At 64.1% G+C, this 13213-nt stretch carries 15 protein-coding genes; 7 read left to right on the top strand and 8 right to left on the bottom strand.

Features of this window, described 5'->3' with window-relative positions; translation table 11 throughout:
• Nucleotides 1–76: 76 nt before the first annotated feature.
• The 7 genes from WFP44_RS12740 to WFP44_RS12710 form a co-directional block, all read right to left on the bottom strand.
• On the bottom strand, nucleotides 77–496 hold the full coding sequence (locus WFP44_RS12740) for a hypothetical protein (protein WP_336926938.1): 420 nt from the start codon (nucleotides 494–496) through the stop codon (nucleotides 77–79).
• Between the two features lie 660 nt (nucleotides 497–1156).
• On the bottom strand, nucleotides 1157–2323 hold the full coding sequence (locus WFP44_RS12735) for a copper resistance protein B (protein WP_336926937.1): 1167 nt from the start codon (nucleotides 2321–2323) through the stop codon (nucleotides 1157–1159).
• Nucleotides 2320–4086, bottom strand: coding sequence for a copper resistance system multicopper oxidase (locus tag WFP44_RS12730; protein ID WP_336926936.1), 1767 nt, complete (start codon nucleotides 4084–4086; stop codon nucleotides 2320–2322). The genes WFP44_RS12735 and WFP44_RS12730 overlap by 4 nt, the downstream gene beginning before the upstream one ends.
• The gene (locus tag WFP44_RS12725) at nucleotides 4083–4694 is read right to left on the bottom strand and encodes an RNA polymerase sigma factor (protein ID WP_336926935.1); all 612 of its coding nucleotides are present in this window, start codon (nucleotides 4692–4694) and stop codon (nucleotides 4083–4085) included. The genes WFP44_RS12730 and WFP44_RS12725 overlap by 4 nt, the downstream gene beginning before the upstream one ends.
• A 3-nt stretch (nucleotides 4695–4697) precedes the next feature.
• On the bottom strand, nucleotides 4698–5138 hold the full coding sequence (locus tag WFP44_RS12720) for a periplasmic heavy metal sensor (RefSeq protein WP_336926934.1): 441 nt from the start codon (nucleotides 5136–5138) through the stop codon (nucleotides 4698–4700).
• Nucleotides 5135–5413, bottom strand: coding sequence for a hypothetical protein (locus tag WFP44_RS12715; RefSeq protein ID WP_336926933.1), 279 nt, complete (start codon nucleotides 5411–5413; stop codon nucleotides 5135–5137). Before WFP44_RS12715 ends, WFP44_RS12720 begins: the two co-directional genes overlap by 4 nt.
• 263 nt (nucleotides 5414–5676) lie before the next feature.
• Nucleotides 5677–6177 (bottom strand): DUF305 domain-containing protein, encoded by a 501-nt coding sequence (locus tag WFP44_RS12710; RefSeq protein WP_336926932.1) that lies wholly within the window; start codon nucleotides 6175–6177, stop codon nucleotides 5677–5679.
• 293 nt (nucleotides 6178–6470) lie between these two features.
• Between WFP44_RS12710 and WFP44_RS12705 the strand changes: the two genes are divergently transcribed.
• Nucleotides 6471–7160, top strand: a complete 690-nt coding sequence (locus WFP44_RS12705; protein WP_336926931.1) for an RNA polymerase sigma factor — start codon at nucleotides 6471–6473, stop codon at nucleotides 7158–7160.
• Nucleotides 7161–7192: 32 nt separating this feature from the next.
• Here WFP44_RS12705 and WFP44_RS12700 read toward each other — a convergent pair whose 3' ends face one another.
• On the bottom strand, nucleotides 7193–8203 hold the full coding sequence (locus WFP44_RS12700) for a Crp/Fnr family transcriptional regulator (protein ID WP_336926930.1): 1011 nt from the start codon (nucleotides 8201–8203) through the stop codon (nucleotides 7193–7195).
• Between the two features lie 30 nt (nucleotides 8204–8233).
• Between WFP44_RS12700 and WFP44_RS12695 the strand changes: the two genes are divergently transcribed.
• The 6 genes from WFP44_RS12695 to WFP44_RS12670 all read left to right on the top strand — a co-directional run bounded on the left by WFP44_RS12695 (nucleotide 8234) and on the right by WFP44_RS12670 (nucleotide 13176).
• On the top strand, nucleotides 8234–8584 hold the full coding sequence (locus WFP44_RS12695; protein WP_336926929.1) for a NifB/NifX family molybdenum-iron cluster-binding protein: 351 nt from the start codon (nucleotides 8234–8236) through the stop codon (nucleotides 8582–8584).
• A 143-nt stretch (nucleotides 8585–8727) separates the two neighbouring features.
• Entirely contained in the window at nucleotides 8728–8985 is a 258-nt protein-coding gene (locus WFP44_RS12690) for a DUF2933 domain-containing protein (RefSeq protein ID WP_377923086.1), read from the top strand.
• 24 nt (nucleotides 8986–9009) lie between these two features.
• Entirely contained in the window at nucleotides 9010–9654 is a 645-nt protein-coding gene (locus WFP44_RS12685) for a methyltransferase family protein (RefSeq protein WP_336926928.1), read from the top strand.
• Nucleotides 9655–9768: 114 nt separating this feature from the next.
• Complete coding sequence (locus WFP44_RS12680; RefSeq protein WP_336926927.1) at nucleotides 9769–11850, top strand: heavy metal translocating P-type ATPase; 2082 nt, start codon at nucleotides 9769–9771, stop codon at nucleotides 11848–11850.
• 31 nt (nucleotides 11851–11881) lie between these two features.
• Complete coding sequence (locus tag WFP44_RS12675) at nucleotides 11882–12877, top strand: ribose-phosphate pyrophosphokinase (RefSeq protein WP_336926926.1); 996 nt, start codon at nucleotides 11882–11884, stop codon at nucleotides 12875–12877.
• Nucleotides 12874–13176, top strand: coding sequence for a hypothetical protein (locus WFP44_RS12670; protein WP_336926925.1), 303 nt, complete (start codon nucleotides 12874–12876; stop codon nucleotides 13174–13176). The genes WFP44_RS12675 and WFP44_RS12670 overlap by 4 nt, the downstream gene beginning before the upstream one ends.
• Nucleotides 13177–13213 lie beyond the last annotated feature (37 nt).

Genomic DNA, 13213 nt, shown 5'->3' with positions numbered 1-13213 from the left:
TGACAAAAAGCGCCGCACCGGCTGCCAGGGCAACAGGGAGGATTCGCTGCATTACGGACAGAACACTTGGTTCCGTCTATTCGTGCTTCATCCCCTGCATTGGCGGCGGCTCAGGCGACGCCGTGGCTTGCGGCGTCGCCTGCGAGGTCGTTGCCCCGGCCGGATGCGGCGCGCCTTTTTGCGCGTTGTGGTCCCCTTCCATGCGCATGTGATCCATCCGCATCCGGTCATGCTCTTCCATCATCTGATGGTTCGCCTGATCCCCGCCGGGCCCCATGTTATGCTGGCCCGCCTCACGGTCGCGGTCATCATGCGCGGCTCCCGCCGCGTTCGCCGCATCTTGCGTTGCATTGGCGGCAGGCGCGACGGCGGCGTTCTCGGGCGTCTTCGTCTGCTCGTCGGTAGAGGCGCCGCAGCCGGACAGGCCGATCACAATCAGGGTCGCCGCAGCCGCTATCCAAGCTCCGTTCGGCCGCTTGTCGTTCAAACGAGTCATTGACCGTCTCCTTACGCTTGTTGTCGCAATCGCCCTGCATTGCCCGCAGCGCTCAACAGCGACGCAGGCTACGGCGGAGAGTCGGGTCGTCGGACCGGCCGCGCACCAGTCGCTGGAAGACGACGGCGCTTGCAGCCGATCCGACGAACCCTTTGGCCGGTCAGTTGTTCTCCGAACTGGTCCCGGCAGGGGCGGGCTGCGAGAGAATCTGACGACACCGGCTATGGCTGAGGTTCATCGGATTGCGTCCCTGGCCCTTCATTTCACGGTGGTCGTGACGATCCGCCACGCCCATGTCTCGTTCCATTTCCTGACAGGACGCATATTGCGCCGGGGTCGCTTGCGTCGTGGCACACGCCCCCAGTAGTAGCATTGATCCCGCCGCGGCTATTGTCATCCCGAGTTTCATGATAATCCCTTTCGTGGCAAAAGCGCCCATCGCCGTTCGCGGCTCTCCCCCCGCAGTTCTCATTCTCGCTGGTCCGGGAACGTGGCCCCACGCACAGGAAACCATAGGCGGGCAGGAGGGCTGGTCTTTAACCGACATCAAATTGCCATGCGTTTTTTGGGGAGTTGGGCGACGTCGCTAGCGATGAAGCCCCGACTGGCCCTGCCTTTGCGATTTCACCCAATGACCGCGACGAGCTACAGGAAGCGTAATCAAAACCAGAGGCGGACACCGGCAACAAAGGTCGCGCCACCAACGTCCTCGCCATCCGCTCGTGCGTAGCGCGCCGTGCCACCGAAACGACGCTCCCAAGCGATGCCGACATACGGCGAGAACTCGCGCACGATCTCGTAGCGCAGCCGCAAGCCAAGCTCGATATTGGTTAGCCCCGACCCGATGCGGTCACGCGGCACATCCTGCGCCGAGAAATTGGCCTCTGCGCGCGGCTGCAAGAGCACACGCTGGGTCAGGCGCACATCGTGGTAGCCCTCGAAGCGCGCCAGAAGGTCGCCCCGATCCGAAAGGAACAACGTCCCTTCCAGCTCGAACCAGTAGGGTGCCAGACCCTCAATGCCGACCGCCGCGTAGCTGCGCGAACGCTTGAAATCGTAGCGGACACCTGCCTGGAAATTCCAGTAGGGGTCGATCGCACGGCTGTAGAGCAATTGCAGGTCGGCGCGATCCGTGCCGCCGCGAAAAGCGCCTTCGCCCTCGCTCTTGATGGTGAGCTGGTTGATGTCGCCGCCGATCCAAGCCTGCATGTCCCAATGGTAGCTGCCACCATCGCCGGTCGCTCGATACTCAAGGAGATTGAGCAGAACCTGGCTGTATATCCCGCCGCCATGCTCGCGTCGCTCGCCCGCGCGCACGCGGGCCATCTCCGAAGGAGAAAAGCTCCGGTCCGCATAGAAATCCTCCGGCACCGGCGGCGGCGGTGCGTCGCCGGCCGGGAGCGCCGTGCCCGCGATGCCATGCGATGGGGATGCGCCTGCCTCGCCATGCCCTGCGTGTGGGTCCGAGGCTGGCGCCGCATCATGCCCCGCATGTGGATCGGTGGCCTGCGGTGGCGACGCTTGCGCACCATGTGCCGCGTGGGGATCGGCGTCCTGTCCGGTCGCTGCGCGTTCGTGGTCCTGAGCCGGCGGCGGCGAACTTGATCCGGTCACGCCATGTCCGGCGTGCGGATCGGCCGGTTCTGCGGGCCGCGTCTGTGGCTCTGCGCGAGACGGCGCGCGGTGTTCGGCGTGCGGGTCTTGGGTCGATTGCCCGCTTTGCTCCGGCGTTGGCGTTCCATGCTGGCCATGATGAGCTTGTGCGAATGCTGCCGGAGTGTGCGCGAGAGCCGCCACCGTGGCGAGGGCGATGAACCGGACGCTCATCGGGCGTCTCCTTCGGGACGCACCGTGACTACCTGCATCATCCCGGCGTGCATGTGATAGAGAAGGTGACAGTGAAACGCCCAGTCGCCAACGGCGTCGGTGGTCACGTCGAAGGTGACGGAGCCACCAGGTGCCACATTGACCGTATGCTTGCGCGGCGCGAAATCGGCATGGCCCGTCACAAGCTCGAAGAAATGGCCGTGCAAGTGGATCGGGTGCGCCATCATCGTGTCGTTGACGAGCGTGACGCGCACGCGCTCGTCCTGCCGGAACGGGATAGGGTCGGGAAAGTCACTGAACTTGAGGCCGTCGAACGCCCACATATAGCGTTCCATGTTTCCCGTTAGATGGAGTTGTAGGCTCCGGCTCGGCGCTCGGATGTCCGGGTTGCGGTCCAGCGCCATCAGATCGCGATAGGTCAGCACCCGGTGTTCGACGCCGTCCAAACCCTGGCCCGGCTCGCCGGTGCGATCCACCGGCATCGGCGCGATCGACTGCACCGTTGGCGTGCGCGCCACGCCCGGAGCATTGGAGAAATCGCGCATCGAATGGCTCATCTCGCCGCCTGAACCCGCGCCCTCCGCCGCCGGCGCGCCGTGACCCATCGCGCTATGGTCCACGCCATCGCCTGCCTGGCCGTGGTCCATGTCGCCCATGCCCATATCGCGCATCGTCGCGAGCGGCCGTTCGCGCAGTGCCGGGACGGGCGCCGTCATGCCCGCGCGAGGCGCGAGGGTCGCCCGTCCCATGCCCGAGCGGTCGCTTGCCTCGGCGACCAGCGTGTAGGCGCGATCTTCGGGCTCGACGATCACGTCATAGGTCTCCGCGACGGTGATCTGGAACTCTTCCACCGGCACCGGGCGCACGTTCAGCCCGTCGGCCTGAACGACGGTCATCCGCAGGCCCGGAATACGCACATTGAAGATCGTCATGGCGGCGGCGTTGATGAAGCGCAGGCGCACGCGCTCGCCCGCGCGGAAGAGCCCCGTCCAATTGTCTTGCGGGCCATGCCCGTTGACGAGGAAGCTGTAGGTCGATCCGGTTACGTCGGCGATGTCGGTCGGGTCCATCCGCATCCGGCCCCAGGCGAGACGCTCCCCAAGCGGCTGGTCGCGCCCGTCCAGAAGACCGGCGACCGTCTGGCGCTGGTAGTTGAAATAGCCGCCCTGCTGCTTGAGCCTGCGAAAGACGAGATGCGGGTGCATGTGGCTATAGTCGGACAGCACGATCACATGCTCGCGATCGTAGCGCACCGGATCTTCACCCGCAGGGTCGATGATCATCGGCCCGTAATGGCCGAGCTGCTCCTGCAAGCCCGAATGGCTGTGAAACCAATAGGTGCCGGACTGCACGATCGGGAACTCATAGACGAAGGTTTCGCCCGGACGGATGCCGGGAAAGCTGACTCCGGGCACGCCGTCCATGTTTGCCGGGACTATAAGCCCGTGCCAGTGGATCGAACTGTCCTCGTCGAGCGCGTTGGTGACGGCGATCCGCACATTCTGACCTTCGCGCAGACGGACCAGCGGCGCAGGGATCGTCCCGTTCATCGCGATGCCGTGGCTGGTGCGCCCGTCGATAGTGATCGGCACATGCGCGATGCGCATGGCGATCTCCTCGCCGCTAAGCACGGGCATATCGGGGGCGATCCCGGCCGAGACCGGCTGCGCCCAGGCTGGGAACCAGCGCGCGAGCGCCAGGCTGCCGCCGGCCAGCGCCACCCCGCGCAGCAGTCCGCGCCGACCAATGGCGGATGAGGTCATGAGCATGGCCCTTCGTCGTCAGTAGTTCTGGGAAATACGCCGGCCCCACTTTGGCCCCTCAGAATTTCGTTCAGTTTCTGCCGAGCGCGATAGACGCGGGTTTCCACCGTCTTCTCGCTGACGCCGAGCAAAGCCGCGGTTTCGCTTTGCGAGAGGCCCTCCACCGTGTGCAGCAACAGAGCCTCCTTCAGCCTAGAGGGCAGTCGGGCGATCGCCAGCATGACGTCCTTGAGCCGCTGCCGATCGTCCAGCACGACATCCTGCGGGACGCTCTCGTCCGCAATGGCCTCGGCAGCGCCCAATGGCAGCGCGCCCGTCAGTAACCGCCGCACGGCGCGCCGACGTGCCCAATCGCGGCATTTGTTAAGTGCGATGCGCGCCAGCCAGTGGCGGAACGGGCGCACCCGATCGTAGCGGTCGAGCGCCGCAAACGCGGCGATGAAAGCCAGTTGCGTGACGTCGACCGCTTCGTCGGCGTCGCCGATATGGCCGCGCACGATCCGGTAAATCGGCTCCCGGTGTCGCGCCAGCAAGTCCGCATAGGCGGATTGCCGCCCGGAGAGGGCCATTGTAGCAAGCTCGCCGTCGGTCAGTGGCCCCTCGGCCATGCCCTACCGCTCCGGCGTTGTCAGCGCCCTCGTGACCGCCGCGTCGAAGCGCTCCGCCTGGTCGGGACGAAGCACGGCCCGCATCTCGAAAATATGCTCCAGCGTGGCCTTCTGGAGTTCGCCCATGACTTGGTGCGAATGGTCGACGGCAGCATCCACCCGAGGCCCATAGCCTTGCTCGGCCCGGATTGCGGCGGCAAGGCGCGCGTTGTCAGCACGCATTTCCTGTTCGAGCGCTCGGCGGCGCGTGGCGAATCGCTCTTCAATGTCCTCAATCGCAGCCAATTGCCCGGCATCCAGTTCTAGCTGATGGTGCAGCAGAGCATGGAGCTCGGTTTCCACCGGCTCTTTAACCGGGATCAATTGCCGGCCAAGAAAAACCCCGCCGAGCGCACTCGCGAAGGCGATCAGCACCACCAGCAGGATGCGCGTCCGGTTGGTCATGGGGTTTCGGCCAAGAGTGTCGAGGGCGCTAGCGCGGATGGGACGCCGAACGGGGCAAGCGGCATGCGCATCGGATGCGGCTGGGTAACGCCCGAGCCGATAATGCCGACGAAGAGCGCCAAGACGGCAACCAAGGCGAAGCTCGCGTTCGATACGGCCATGCTTCCGGCGCGACGCGCGCTGACGGCGGCTAGAACCTCACCGTCAATACCGGCCAGCCGGTCCGGGGCCGGGGCAGCGCGCAGGTGCCCCAGCAATCTGTCCAGCTCGTTCATTGCGAATCTCCTTCTATTGCAACCGATACGCAATTCAGACCAACTGCCCATCACCAAGGCCAACGCGCTTTAGCGCCAGGTCGATCACGGTTAGGGCAGAATGGCGCACGACTCCTAATCTGCTCCTTCCCCATGACCGACACCATCCTCACCATCAATCCCGCTTCCACCACGATCAAGCTCGGGTGTTGGCGCAGGATCGAAACTGCCTGCACGCACTCGGCGATTAGCACCCTCACGGCTGGAAGGCGGGCAGCGCGTCCCTAGGTGCCCGGTGCGAGGCGAGCCCTGATCCGCTTCATCTGCGCAATCTCGGAGCGTTGAGCGCCCATGATGTCGTCGCATAGAGCAACCAGCTCGGGATCACTCAAGGCAGACTCTCGGCACATGAGAATCGCCCCGGAATGGTGAGGGATCATAGATTCGATGAATTGATGGTCGTGGATCAACGCTTGTGAGCGCGTCGCGGCAAATGAAACAATCGTCAAAATGATGAAACTAGCATACAGTGCCAAGTTGAGAAGCCTTCTGGGAAACATTCCCGGCATCGTTGCCAGCATAAAAATGCCCATCGGAGCCCACATGGTCACTGCCATGTAAAACATATTGAGATTATTCCGGAAATCCTGGAAGCCGTCGATCATCGAGAACATCACGACATACATGACGAACAGGCCGAGCGCCATGTTGATCCAGAACATAAGATAGGGGCGGCTGGTGCCTCCGCCGTGCGAATGGGTGGCCGTTGGTGACGAATGCGTCATGTCGAAATCTTCCTTTTCGCTCGCTCAATGCCCTATCACGACGCTCATCGGCTTGACGATCATCCAGATCTCCATGCCTACCACCGTCAGGATTTTGGCAAGAGACACGATCCAAGGTATGCCTTGGTTTCATCCGAGGTGCTTTTTCCGCTTTCCCCTCGGCGGTTCTGGCGATTGAGGCACTGGAGTGCCGACAGAATCGGATTTTGATCTGGATTGAAGACGCGCGGGCCTTGGCAAGCCACGTTCTCCACCAGCGCTCCATACCGGGCAGCGGAAAGTCTTGGTGAGCGATGATCAAATCAAGCGATGCCACGCCGCCAACTGGAGATTCAACCGACGCGGCCAAGCCGCATGACGCGGCGGTCCAGCGCGCACTGGTCGAAGCGCGGGAAGAGATTCTTGTCTTTCTCCGTCAACGCCTGCGCAATCGGGACGAGGCAGAGGAGGTGTTGCAGCGTTTCTCGCTGCGCGTGCTGGAGCGCTCCGGTCAGCTTCGCGACGTCCAGACCGTGCGGGGTTGGCTCGGGCGCATCCTCTCGACCACTATCGTCGATCACCAGCGCGCCCAGGCGCGCAGGCATCGGCGAGAGGCGGCGGCCGACAGCATCGACATCGACGCGCTGCCCGCCGACCCCGACGCGGAGATCGACGCCACGGTGTGCAATTGCCTCTACCGGCTGTTGCCGACGCTGAAGGCCGAATATGCCGACGTCATCTGGCGCGCCGACATCCTGGGCGAGCCGCGCGACCGGCTGGCGGCAAGCCTCGGCACCTCGCTCAACAATGTCACCGTCCGTCTGCATCGCGGCCGCAAGGCGCTGCGCAAGCGGCTTGAGGAAATGTGCCGCACTTGCTCGACGCATGGTTTCCTCGACTGCCGCTGCGATGAATTGCCCCTTGGTGCCGAGGGGCCAACCGTCACGACCAGGTCCGCTCGCGCCTCGGCCAAGTCACGCCGCGCGCGAAAGAACCACCCATGATCCTTCGCGCCGCCGCCACGACCGGCAGCGTGTCACAGCCACGCCATCGCGGCGTTGTGGTCGACCCCGGCGACGCCGACCAGACGATCCGGGTCGAGTATGCGCAGCCGGCGATGATGAAATTCGACGACGCCTTCCTTGCGCAGCGTGCGCAAAACGCGGTTGACATGCACGAAGGTAAGACCAGTCGCGTCGCCGATATGCTCTTGCGTGAGCGGCAAATACATCTCCTCGATGCGATTCCCAGGCCATTGCGTTCGGCAGCGCACAAACAGTTCCAGTATGAGGCATGCGATGCGCTCGCGCGCATTGCGCCTGCCGACGCTGGTAAGGTGGTCAAAGGCGAGCGCACGATCGCGGCTCAAGGAGCGCACCAGCCGCGCGGCGACGTCGGGGGTGTCGCGTAGGTTTGCGCTCAGCACCGCTTGCGGGATGACGCATACGAGCACCTCCGTCAGTGCCTGCGCGCCATAGGTCGTGCGTCCGCTCGACGCCCCGAACATGCCGAACACCCCACCCGGCAACACGAACTGGACAATCTGACGGCGTCCATCCTCCAGCAAAGTGTAGAGCGCCACCCAGCCGTCGATGAGATTGTGAACGCCGTCGAACGGGGCGCCGACGCCGAACAGCTCTTGACCGGCCTCGACCTTGCGATCCGCGCCCCGCACGCCGGGAAGCAGACGAAGCGCGTCGGTGCTGTCACCGGCGGGCGAGCCGTTGCTCGGGCCGACCGGCTGCTCGGTCGGCCCCTTCATCCGCGCCATGATCGGCGCTGGCGTCGGCCGTCCGGCGCTTTTTCGTTCTGGTCCATGCGCGCGCGCTTCCCCTTTGCGATCGAGAGGCCGCCATTCATCGCTCGTCTGCGCGCGCAGCGTCCTGAAGGATAAAGACGCTGGAACTGCCCCCACATTACACCTCACGCCCATCACCGCGGCCGAACGCGCGTTGCGGTTGCGATGAATACGCGCGCGGGACAGACGCCCCTCGGGCAAAATTTTACCGGGGTTAAGGACTGACCATGCAGGCGCGGATACGCCCATCGGCTGACCCGACATCGCACCGGAGCTCTTATGGCTGTGCTCACTTCTAAGCCGCTCTCTCAGGAAACCGTTCGCACGGGCGTTATGGTGGCAATGCGCGCGGAAGGACCGATTCTCTGTCCTTTCTTCGCGCGCTGCGATGGCTTGGTCGTTTTCTCGGCCGACGGCGCTATCGAGACCTTTCCCGCAGGCCCGACTTGCGGAGAGCGCTCTATTTGTGACGTGATTACCGAAAGCGGTGTCGAGCGCTTGGTCTGCGGCTTCATCGCCGAGCCCTACCGCGCGCTCCTGCGCGCCCGCGGCGTCGACATCCGCCTGGGATCATGCCGTGAGGCGATCGCGGCGCTGGCCGCCTGCTTCGATACTCTCCCCAGCGCCTGAAAGCTAAGCCGGACGCGCACCATCGCCGGGCAAAAGTTCCCGCACGATTTAATGCTGATCAAAGACGCCGTTTCTTCGGCCTCTACTCTTGGCCATCATGAATAGGTTCGCGCCTGCGCGCTCGCCGGTCGGAATGGAGGCAGATGATGGAATCCGAGAACGTTAAACGCGACCCAAATCGCCGTCGATTGTCCATCGCGAATATCGTTCTGATGGGATTCCTCGCGATCGCGGGCTTCTTTCTCATCCTCGAACACCGAGCCCATTTGCTCGGCTGGCTCCCATTCCTGATCATCCTCCTGTGTCCGTTGATGCACATTTTCATGCACCGCAGTCACGGCGGACATGGCGGCGTTGCGGAGGCGCCTCAAGGCGAGCGGCCGCGGCGCCCTCACCACTGATCGGACCATACAAGGGGCGCTCTTATGGAGAATAGTATTCCAGCCTATGGGCTTTGGTCGCTGGTGGTGTTGAACTCGGCCATCTTCATCCTGTTCGCGTTCAGCTTCTTCAAACCGCAGACCAAGCGGGACTGGCGTTCATTTGGCGCGTTCAGCGCGTTCATCATTGCGCTGTTTACCGAGATGTATGGATTTCCACTCACTATCTATCTGCTCTCGGGCTGGCTTCAGAGCCGCTATCCGGGCGTCGATTGGTTCACGCACGATGCCGGCCATCTTCTCGAAGAGCTGTTCGGCTGGCGCGGAAATCCGCATTTCGGTCCGTTCCATCTGCTTAGCTTCGCGTTCATCGGTGGCGGCTTCATCCTGATCGCGTCGGCCTGGAAGGCGCTCTATGTAGCCCAGCGCGACGGTGTGCTGGCGACGACGGGCGCCTATGCCTCGATTCGCCACCCGCAGTATCTCGGCTTCATCCTCGTGATGTTCGGCTTCCTGCTGCAATGGCCGACGCTGCTGACGCTCCTCATGTTCCCTGTGCTGGTCGTCATGTATGTGCGCCTCGCCCGCACCGAGGAACGCGATGCGATCGCGACCTTTGGCGCCGACTATGAGAACTACAAGCGGCGAGTGCCCGCTTTCATTCCTCGCCTGGCGCGCGCACCTTCCTGATGGAGGCACTGCCCCGAAGCGATGAGGGGTGCATCCGGCGAGCGCGTAGTATGCTTCTAACTGCGGCGTCCTACTGGTGCGCCATCGCCACCAAGCTCGAATGAGGACCGAGGGATGAACCACGACGGCGCGCATCAGAACCATCACGGTCATGATCAGCATCCGCAGGCCGAACGCGCGGGCGTCTTCGTCCAGGCGTCGGGTTCGACACATGCCGACCATGCCGGCGGCCACGACCACGGAGCAATGATCGCGGACTTCCGCCGCCGTTTCTGGGTGGTGCTCGCGCTGACGCCGCCAGTGCTCCTCCTCTCGCCAATGATCCAGCATTTGCTCGGTCTGGCGGACAGACTCGCCTTTCCCGGCGATGGGCTGCTCCTCTTCGCTCTCTCTACCATCGTCTATCTTTATGGTGGCTGGCCGTTCCTGGCTGGCTTCGTCTCCGAGCTGCGCAAGAAACAGCCCGGCATGATGACCCTGATCGCGCTGGCGATCTCGGCCGCCTATTTCTTCTCCGCAGCCGTCACCTTCGGTTTCCCAGGCGAGTCTTTCTATTGGGAGCTGGTGACACTGATCGGCATCATGCTGCTCGGTCACTGGATAGAGATGCGCTCGGTGATGGGCGCGTCGCGCGCGCTTGAGGAACTGGTGCGTCTCTTGCCCGACACCGCGACGCGCATCGACGCCAATGGCGCGACCCAGGAAGTCCCGATCTCGGCCTTGATGCCGGGCGACCGCGTGCTGGTCCGTCCTGGCGCCAAGGTGCCGGTCGATGGCAGCATTCTCGAAGGAGCTTCTGGCTTCAACGAAGCGATGTTGACAGGCGAGTCGCGCCCCGTCTCGAAAGGCGTCGGCGAACCGGCGATCGGCGGTGCGATCAATGGCGCCAACGCCGTCACCATCGAAGTGACCGCAACCGGCGACAAGACCTATCTCGCCCAAGTCATTGAGCTGGTGAAGAAGGCGCAGGCGACGCGCTCGCGCACCCAGGACATCGCCAATCGCGCCGCCGCCTGGTTGACCTATATCGCGCTCGTCGTCGGCTTCGGCACGCTCTTTGTCTGGCTGCTGCTTGGCCAGACGACTAGTTTCGCCATTGAGCGGATGGTAACGGTGATGGTGGTCGCTTGCCCGCACGCGCTCGGCCTCGCCGTGCCGCTGGTGGTCGCGGTCAGCACCTCGCTCAGCGCCGGCAATGGCCTGCTTATCCGCGATCGTGCCGCCTTTGAACGTGCGCGCAATCTCAACGCCGTCGTCTTCGACAAGACCGGCACGCTGACAGAGGGGCGCTTCGGGGTGAGCGACATCGCCTTGCTCGGCGAGGGCGACGAGAATGAGGAGCTTGCCTTCGCCGCAGCGGCTGAAAGCCAGTCCGAGCATCCAATCGCGCACGGCATCGTTGCCGAAGCGAAGGATCGCGGCCTGAGCATCCCCAAGGCCAGCGATGTGCGCAACATTACTGGCGAGGGGATCGTCGCCAATGTCGGCGGCGAAGACATCCGTATCGTCAGCCCCGGCCATCTCGCCCGGACCGGCAAGGAGATTTCCGACCCGCGCTTGAAGCAGCTCGAAGGCCAAGGCAAAACCGTGGTTGTCTTGGTGCGCAGCGGCGCGCCCCGCGCCTTGTTTGCGCTCGCCGACATCGTGCGGCCGGAATCGAAGCAGGCGATAGCCGAACTCAAGTCGCTCGGGATCGACTCCGTCATGCTCACCGGCGATGCCCACGGCGTTGCTGAGGCGGTGTCCGAGGAATTGGGCATCACGGAATTTTTCGCCGAAGTGCTGCCGGATCAAAAATCGGACAAGATCGAGGAATTACAGCGGCGCGGCCTCGCCGTGGCGATGGTCGGCGATGGGGTCAACGATGCCCCGGCGCTGGTCGTGGCCGATCTTGGCGTCGCCATCGGCGCAGGCACCGACGTCGCCGTGGAATCGGCCGACATCGTGCTCGTGCGCAGCGACCCGCGCGACGTTGCCGCCATTCTCGGCCTTTCGCGCGCCACCTACCGAAAGATGGTCCAGAATCTGCTTTGGGCGACTGGCTACAATGCCATCGCCATTCCGATGGCCGCAGGCATCACGTTCGGCACCGGCTTCCTGATGACACCCGCCGTGGCAGCCGTCTTCATGTCCGCAAGCACGGTGATCGTCGCGATCAACGCGCAATTGCTGCGCTTCTACAGGGGGCGCCGGTGAGCATCGCGCTGACCCAATAGAGAGTGGCGAGATGCGCTTGATTTTCCCCCTTCCAGGCAACGAAACCTTTGCGCGATCGCTGGCCGAGGTCGGCGGCTTTGAGCTCGGCGCGATCGAGACACGAAGTTTCCCGGATGGCGAGAGCTATGTGCGCCTTCTCGCCGACGTCAGCGGCAGGTGCGTGGACCTGATCTGCACGCTCGCCCACCCGGACGAAGGCTTCCTGCGCCTCGTTTTCGCCGCCGATGCGGCCCGCGAACTCGGCGCGCATGAGGTCACGCTGATCGCGCCCTATCTAGCCTATATGCGACAGGATCGCCGCTTCCAGCACGGCGAGGCGATTTCCTCACGCAGTTTCGCGCGCCTCGTCTCGGCGACGTTCGACCGGCTAGTGACGGTCGATCCGCACCTGCATCGCCATCCCGCGCTCTCGGCGCTCTACACCATCCCGACCGAGACGCTGCATGCCGCGCCCTTGCTGGCCGATTGGATTGCAGCGCACGTCGATCAGCCGCTCCTCATCGGTCCGGACGAGGAGAGCGAGCAATGGGTCGCGGCGATTGCCGCGCGCGTAGGTGCGCCGTTCGCCGTTCTGACGAAGATCCGGCATGGCGACCGAAGCGTTGATGTCGAATTGCCGAGCCTGGACGACTGGCGGGGGCACCAGCCCGTCCTGGTCGACGACATCGCTTCATCTGGGCGAACTTTGATCGAGGCCGCGCGCAAGCTCACACTGCAAGGTTTCGCACGACCTGTCTGCGCGGTTGTGCATGGCGTCTTCGCCGAGGATTCCTACGAGCGGCTTGAGGCCATTACGAGCCGCATTGTGTCCTGCGATTCCGTTGCGCATCCAAGCAATGCCATCGGTCTCGCGCCGCTGGTGGCAGCCACGCTCGCATCAACCTGCGGCGCGGCCGAACGCCTCGTGCGTCTTCGCCGGCTGCCGGAGCCGCTCGACGATGTGGAGCGCGCCGGGGTCGATTCCTTCCCGGCCAGCGACGCGCCGCCTTGGACGGGCGGCCGATGACGGGCGAACCCGACCAGACTGCAAGCGCCCGCCTGAAGCGGGCCGAGCTGGCGTCCTCCCTTGGCGCGGGCCTCATCGGATTCGCGCTCGGCATGTGGGCCGCGCGTCATGCGGCCGATCTCGCCATCTTCGCACTGGCCGGGGGTCTCGTGACGCATGGCTGGGGGATGTATGACAAGCACGCAATCGAGCGGCGGTTGGGCTGGCGGGAGGCGCCCTGGATGGCGGCGCTCTACTGGCTGTGCTGGTTCCACCTCGCCGGACTGACGGGCACGCTGCTTTATCGCCTGGCTCTCTAGCCGGCGCGGACAACCGCCTCGAAAAACGAAAAGGCCG

The organism is Alteraurantiacibacter palmitatis (genome assembly GCF_037154115.1).
Taxonomy (GTDB): domain Bacteria; phylum Pseudomonadota; class Alphaproteobacteria; order Sphingomonadales; family Sphingomonadaceae; genus Alteraurantiacibacter; species Alteraurantiacibacter palmitatis.
The sequence above is the reverse complement of the archived record's forward strand: the minus strand, read 5'-3'. Positions and strand labels throughout refer to the sequence as shown.

What these genes read in the sequence shown, in the direction of transcription:
- WFP44_RS12740 (WP_336926938.1), bottom strand. Translation starts at nt 496, where the DNA reads ATGACTCGTTTGAACGACAAGCGGCCGAACGGAGCTTGGATAGCGGCT.
- WFP44_RS12735 (WP_336926937.1), bottom strand. Translation starts at nt 2,323, where the DNA reads ATGAGCGTCCGGTTCATCGCCCTCGCCACGGTGGCGGCTCTCGCGCAC.
- WFP44_RS12730 (WP_336926936.1), bottom strand. Translation starts at nt 4,086, where the DNA reads ATGACCTCATCCGCCATTGGTCGGCGCGGACTGCTGCGCGGGGTGGCG.
- WFP44_RS12725 (WP_336926935.1), bottom strand. Translation starts at nt 4,694, where the DNA reads ATGGCCGAGGGGCCACTGACCGACGGCGAGCTTGCTACAATGGCCCTC.
- WFP44_RS12720 (WP_336926934.1), bottom strand. Translation starts at nt 5,138, where the DNA reads ATGACCAACCGGACGCGCATCCTGCTGGTGGTGCTGATCGCCTTCGCG.
- WFP44_RS12715 (WP_336926933.1), bottom strand. Translation starts at nt 5,413, where the DNA reads ATGAACGAGCTGGACAGATTGCTGGGGCACCTGCGCGCTGCCCCGGCC.
- WFP44_RS12710 (WP_336926932.1), bottom strand. Translation starts at nt 6,177, where the DNA reads ATGACGCATTCGTCACCAACGGCCACCCATTCGCACGGCGGAGGCACC.
- WFP44_RS12705 (WP_336926931.1), top strand. Translation starts at nt 6,471, where the DNA reads ATGATCAAATCAAGCGATGCCACGCCGCCAACTGGAGATTCAACCGAC.
- WFP44_RS12700 (WP_336926930.1), bottom strand. Translation starts at nt 8,203, where the DNA reads ATGGGCGTATCCGCGCCTGCATGGTCAGTCCTTAACCCCGGTAAAATT.
- WFP44_RS12695 (WP_336926929.1), top strand. Translation starts at nt 8,234, where the DNA reads ATGGCTGTGCTCACTTCTAAGCCGCTCTCTCAGGAAACCGTTCGCACG.
- WFP44_RS12690 (WP_377923086.1), top strand. Translation starts at nt 8,728, where the DNA reads ATGATGGAATCCGAGAACGTTAAACGCGACCCAAATCGCCGTCGATTG.
- WFP44_RS12685 (WP_336926928.1), top strand. Translation starts at nt 9,010, where the DNA reads ATGGAGAATAGTATTCCAGCCTATGGGCTTTGGTCGCTGGTGGTGTTG.
- WFP44_RS12680 (WP_336926927.1), top strand. Translation starts at nt 9,769, where the DNA reads ATGAACCACGACGGCGCGCATCAGAACCATCACGGTCATGATCAGCAT.
- WFP44_RS12675 (WP_336926926.1), top strand. Translation starts at nt 11,882, where the DNA reads ATGCGCTTGATTTTCCCCCTTCCAGGCAACGAAACCTTTGCGCGATCG.
- WFP44_RS12670 (WP_336926925.1), top strand. Translation starts at nt 12,874, where the DNA reads ATGACGGGCGAACCCGACCAGACTGCAAGCGCCCGCCTGAAGCGGGCC.